This is a genomic window from Candidatus Rickettsia kedanie, from assembly GCF_045865205.1.
In the GTDB taxonomy this organism is placed as follows: domain Bacteria; phylum Pseudomonadota; class Alphaproteobacteria; order Rickettsiales; family Rickettsiaceae; genus Rickettsia; species Rickettsia australis.
In genome coordinates this window covers 1-4,531 of the sequence record NZ_BAABMM010000047.1, presented here as the reverse complement: position 1 = coordinate 4,531, position 4,531 = coordinate 1, and the positions used below count along the sequence as shown (strand labels likewise).

Sequence of the window (4,531 nt, the reverse complement as noted above, 5' to 3'; positions counted from 1 at the left end):
TAATATTCGAATTCCACACTCTTAACCTCTAGACCACCAGCAAGTCTCCTTATCACATGCAAGTAGTTATTGCGAGTCCAATCCGCCATGAACCTTGTTGGCATTGTTAGCGTTAGCGTGGAATTTTCATTATCTTCAAACGCTACAGTTCTAGAAAACCACGCTATATCTATCGCCTCTCCTAATGCCTTAATTAGTCCTTTTCGTATTTGATGCTATACTGTGTTTTCGCTAGTTGTATTCACAACGCTGTTACTAGTTGGAATATCAACAAGGGGGGTATGTGATACAATACCTGATATTGTAGTTTTAGGGTGTGATATTTTCTGTTCTTCCATTTTTATCGCTCTTTTACCACTACCCCTTTCAGCATCCCATACGCTCTCAGACTTTACATCTGTAATTTTCTCCTCAACTTCCGTTACATAATACCCATTAATACCATATACTGCTTCTAGTTGCTTGCTTAAATCTGCTATTTGTCTTTCGCTCAAAGCAAGATGATTTGGAACTAATGCAGTAATAAAACTATTATCATGATTTGTTTTAAACTCTACCATAGTTAGTATTTTGTATGCTAATTCTGCACTAAATCTGCCTGCTATCTTCTTCCTTACCTGCATTTCTTTACTGGTATCAAATGAGTGCTCTATTTGGCTTAGATATTTCTCATATTCAAGTAAGTTTTTCTCTATCGTACCTATGTTACAGCTAAACCTAAAGCTCGTGTGATTAACTAGCGGTCCTTGATGCTTCTCATTCTTTATTATCTTCTCCATATAGCTCAAGAACGTAAATTTGTTTTTAAATCTCTTTTCAGGATATTTGATGTAGAGCTTCAATAACAACTGATTCATGAAATTATTGCTAAATTCTCTATCAGCTCTAAAGTTCAGTGTATCTACATCTTTTTCAGAAAGTGGATAGAAATGCCTTAATTTCTTATATCCAGATATATCTTTGATGGTTCTTGCAGCAGACTTAGAGGTAGTATTAGAACAAGATGGTTTAACCTCAATAACATTTTTAAAAGAATTGTTATAAGATTCAGATGGAAACGAGCTTTGCTCGTTTTCCAAAAATTCTTTTTTAATAGTTTTATCAGATTGATTATATTCAAAAGGATTCTTCAAAGATAAGTTTTTAAAATTCAGATAATTTGCATCTATATAATCTATATTTTTAATAATACTATTCTTTAATACAAAGTCTTTATTATATAATTGACCAAAATCAGTGCAAGCAGGGTCATATTTAGTGCATGCCCATTCTTTAGAGGATTCCAAGACATGATTATTGTTATATTCTACCTTAGTTTGATCGCTAATTACTGTTTCCTGATGTTGATTATTAATTACTGCTTGTTTTTGACCTATATATTCTGCTTGGTCTGTTTGTTCTTGCTGATCACTGCGATTGGTAATGAGAGAAACATTAAGCACTGATATTTGCCATAATGATTTATCCGCTCTACTGTTAGTATAATTTTCTGTATCTTTTATGAAAAATCTCTGTTTAGAAATAAGATTATTCTCTTCTAAAGTCTTTAATGCTTTAGAAACAGAATTTCTATGTAATTTAAGTTCTTTTTGTAATTCCTTATAAGAAGTAACAATAGAGTATGAATGACGAGTTAAAGAATTATCAGAATCGTCATAATTGTACTTATTAGCAGTAGATTTATAAATCTTAATAAAAAGATACAGTATTATTACTTTAGATGTTGTAGAAATGCTACAATTAGAATTTATTTGCTTTAAGAACTGATAAGGTACTCTTATAAACATCTTAGTTTTTTCAAGATGTTGTCTTTTTCCTTCCATGGTAGGTAAAAAGGTTTTATCTATAGAATCTAGATTATCTGACTGAGAATAATCAGTGCCTTGAGTCTCTATATTATTATTAACACTTAAATTAAATCTCTCTGGTTCATATTTAAGATCATTAAACACCTTATCAGGTATTGTTGTGGTAATAATGTTACGATTATTCTGTCCTTTATCATTCTTATCTCTATGAACAAGAAAATATCCTTTATCCTCTAGAGATTTTTGTAGAACAAACACTTCAGATTTAGAACAAGATAATCTAGAAGACCAGCTTTTAGCAGGAAGAGAAATAGATCTATTATGTCCTTTAGAGGAGTTAATACAAGAAATAGAATCAGCTAAAATATAGTACATCTTCTCAAGTGAAGATAACTCCAGACATGATAATATGTGTGATAAGACACACCCGGTTATTGGGATGTATGATTGATTCTTTGTGGTATCAAGGTATGTTTGTATACCTATATTCTCACTTGACCTAGCAAGTGGGTAAAATAATTGCATTTTATGCTCCTTTTAGGGAGCTAAGAAATTCTATTATACTTGATTTATATATGAATAAATGATATAATAAACTTATACATGAAAGTGCCAACTTTTGTATAAATCTGATATAGGAGATGTTAATATTCCTATAATCATTTATCGGTGTTAGGGAATAATTTTATTTCTTAGCACCTCTTCCTGTTCTAAAATCTAGGTTTTTTATAATTATCCATCAAACTATTCAGACCTGAATTAAATTTAGTACTATTACACCATAATTTAGTATTTTGCTAATGTGAATAGACAAAAACAAATATAAGAATAAAATCAATAAAAAGTAAATGCAATAAAATTGTTGATTTTTTTTAAAAAATATTGTAGTCAATGATATTTTGTATAATAATAAAATTATTGATTGATTAAAATATTATACATACAATTGGGAAAAAGGTTGCAGCATGAATAATGATAAATGGAATATTTTTTTTTCACAATCAATTGTATGTTATATTACGGGTACTACACCTTCGAATGTAAGCAGATATATAAGCCAACATGGTATAAAAACAGAAAAAACAAGTATTAATTCAAGACAAAAATATAGTTATAAAACAATACGCAACATTATAAATCATTTTGGTTTTAATGAAGTAGTCCCACAAAAAAAATTACATGTTTTTTTAAATTTTAAAGGTGGCACAGGAAAAACAAGTCTATGTTATCAAATATCTTCCTTTGTTGCATTATGCGGGTTTAAGGTACTGGTTATAGATTGTGATCCGCAAGCACACTTATCATATTCATATGGATTAGATATATATGCAGATTACCCAACACTGTATGATATTATAGTAAATAAATTTAAATTTGAAGATGCGATAGTTAATATTTATGAAGGTCTAGACATATTACCGTCTAATTTATCCTTAACAAGGTTGGAGACTCCTCTGAATCAAATGACAAACAGAGAAAAAGTTTTTTCGAAATTAATAGAACCAATAAAACAAAAATATGATTTTATTTTTATTGATACTAATCCAACAATCAGTACTGTAAATAAGAATGTAACTTTAGCAGCAGATGAAATCAATATAGTGTGTGAAACACAACCATATAGTTTAAAAGGTTTAGAAATACTAGTAGAAGAAATTAAAAATTTTTCTGAAATTATGGAATTAGAAATAAATTTTAAAATTATTCCAAATAAATATGAATCAAAGACCGCTACTGCACAAGAATCGCTAGGCAAATTAAGGTATGAATATAAAAATCATCTTATGAATTCTATAGTCAGAAAGTGTGAAGATATAAACATTTCCGCCAAAAAACAACAATCCATATTTTTTTGGGGAAAAAAGAATTCTTTTGCATTTGAAGACATATGTGATTTAGGCAAGGAAATAATTTTTAATTCAAGTATTAAGGAATCAAAATGAAAATTGATAATGCAAAATATAAAATCCCAACTGGTCACGAGGTGAATAGAAACAATAAATCAAGGATAAGTGTATATACTGAAGAATATAAAGGGGAGTATTATAATATATCAGTTTTAAAACTAATACCTTTTAAAACACAAGCAAGAAAAGTTTTTAATGACCAAAGTTTAGAAAAACTAGCTGTAACAATTAAGGAGCATGGTATTAGACAACCACTTACAATTATACCATCAGAATTAGATAAATATGAAATAGTGAGTGGGGAAAGAAGATATAGGGCAGCATTGATAGCTGGATTAAAAACAGTTCCATGTATTATTTTAAAAGACAGAAAAAACGCCGAAGAAATTGCAATAATTGAAAATATACAAAGAGAGGAGTTGCATCCTATTGAATTAATGAATGCATATAATAATCTTATGGAACACGGTATTTGTACTTCTACGCAATCGGTAGCAGATAAAATAGGCGTTACAAAATCATCAGTAATAGATATTTTAAATTTAAAAAAACTATCTGATGAAGTCAAAGAAAAATTATTAAAAGATGGGATCACTAACAGAGATTTTTTACGCAACTTATGCAAACTTGATCATCAAGCACAAAATGAGTTATTAATCAAATATAGACAAGAAAAAAAACAAACAAAATATAGTAATATAATAAGTATTATGATCACTGGTGATAATGTTTTTGTAAAGGAACGCACCACGTCTCAACTTACCGCGGAACACAAAAGAAAAATCATAGAAGCATTGCAACAATTGATAAAAAAAT

The 4,531-nt window shown here is 29.1% G+C and carries 2 protein-coding genes and 1 pseudogene; 2 read left to right on the top strand and 1 reads right to left on the bottom strand.

Annotated features, from left to right (window positions below):
• A pseudogene (locus ACKTSD_RS07495) lies at positions 1-2,333 on the bottom strand (DnaA N-terminal domain-containing protein); the annotation flags it as partial.
• A 440-nt stretch (positions 2,334-2,773) separates the two neighbouring features.
• Between ACKTSD_RS07495 and ACKTSD_RS07490 the strand changes: the two are divergent.
• Together ACKTSD_RS07490 and ACKTSD_RS07485 are read left to right on the top strand one after the other, a co-directional pair.
• Positions 2,774-3,751 carry a ParA family protein gene (locus ACKTSD_RS07490; protein WP_412708689.1) on the top strand — a complete coding sequence of 326 codons (978 nt, stop codon included), beginning with the start codon at positions 2,774-2,776 and terminating at the stop codon, positions 3,749-3,751.
• On the top strand, positions 3,748-4,531 hold a 784-nt coding region (locus ACKTSD_RS07485), incomplete at its 3' end, for a ParB/RepB/Spo0J family partition protein (protein ID WP_412708688.1). The genes ACKTSD_RS07490 and ACKTSD_RS07485, both read left to right, overlap by 4 nt.

Bases quoted from the DNA above. Each gene is read 5' to 3' on its own strand.
- ACKTSD_RS07490 (WP_412708689.1), top strand. From the start codon at position 2,774: ATGAATAATGATAAATGGAATATTTTTTTTTCACAATCAATTGTATGT.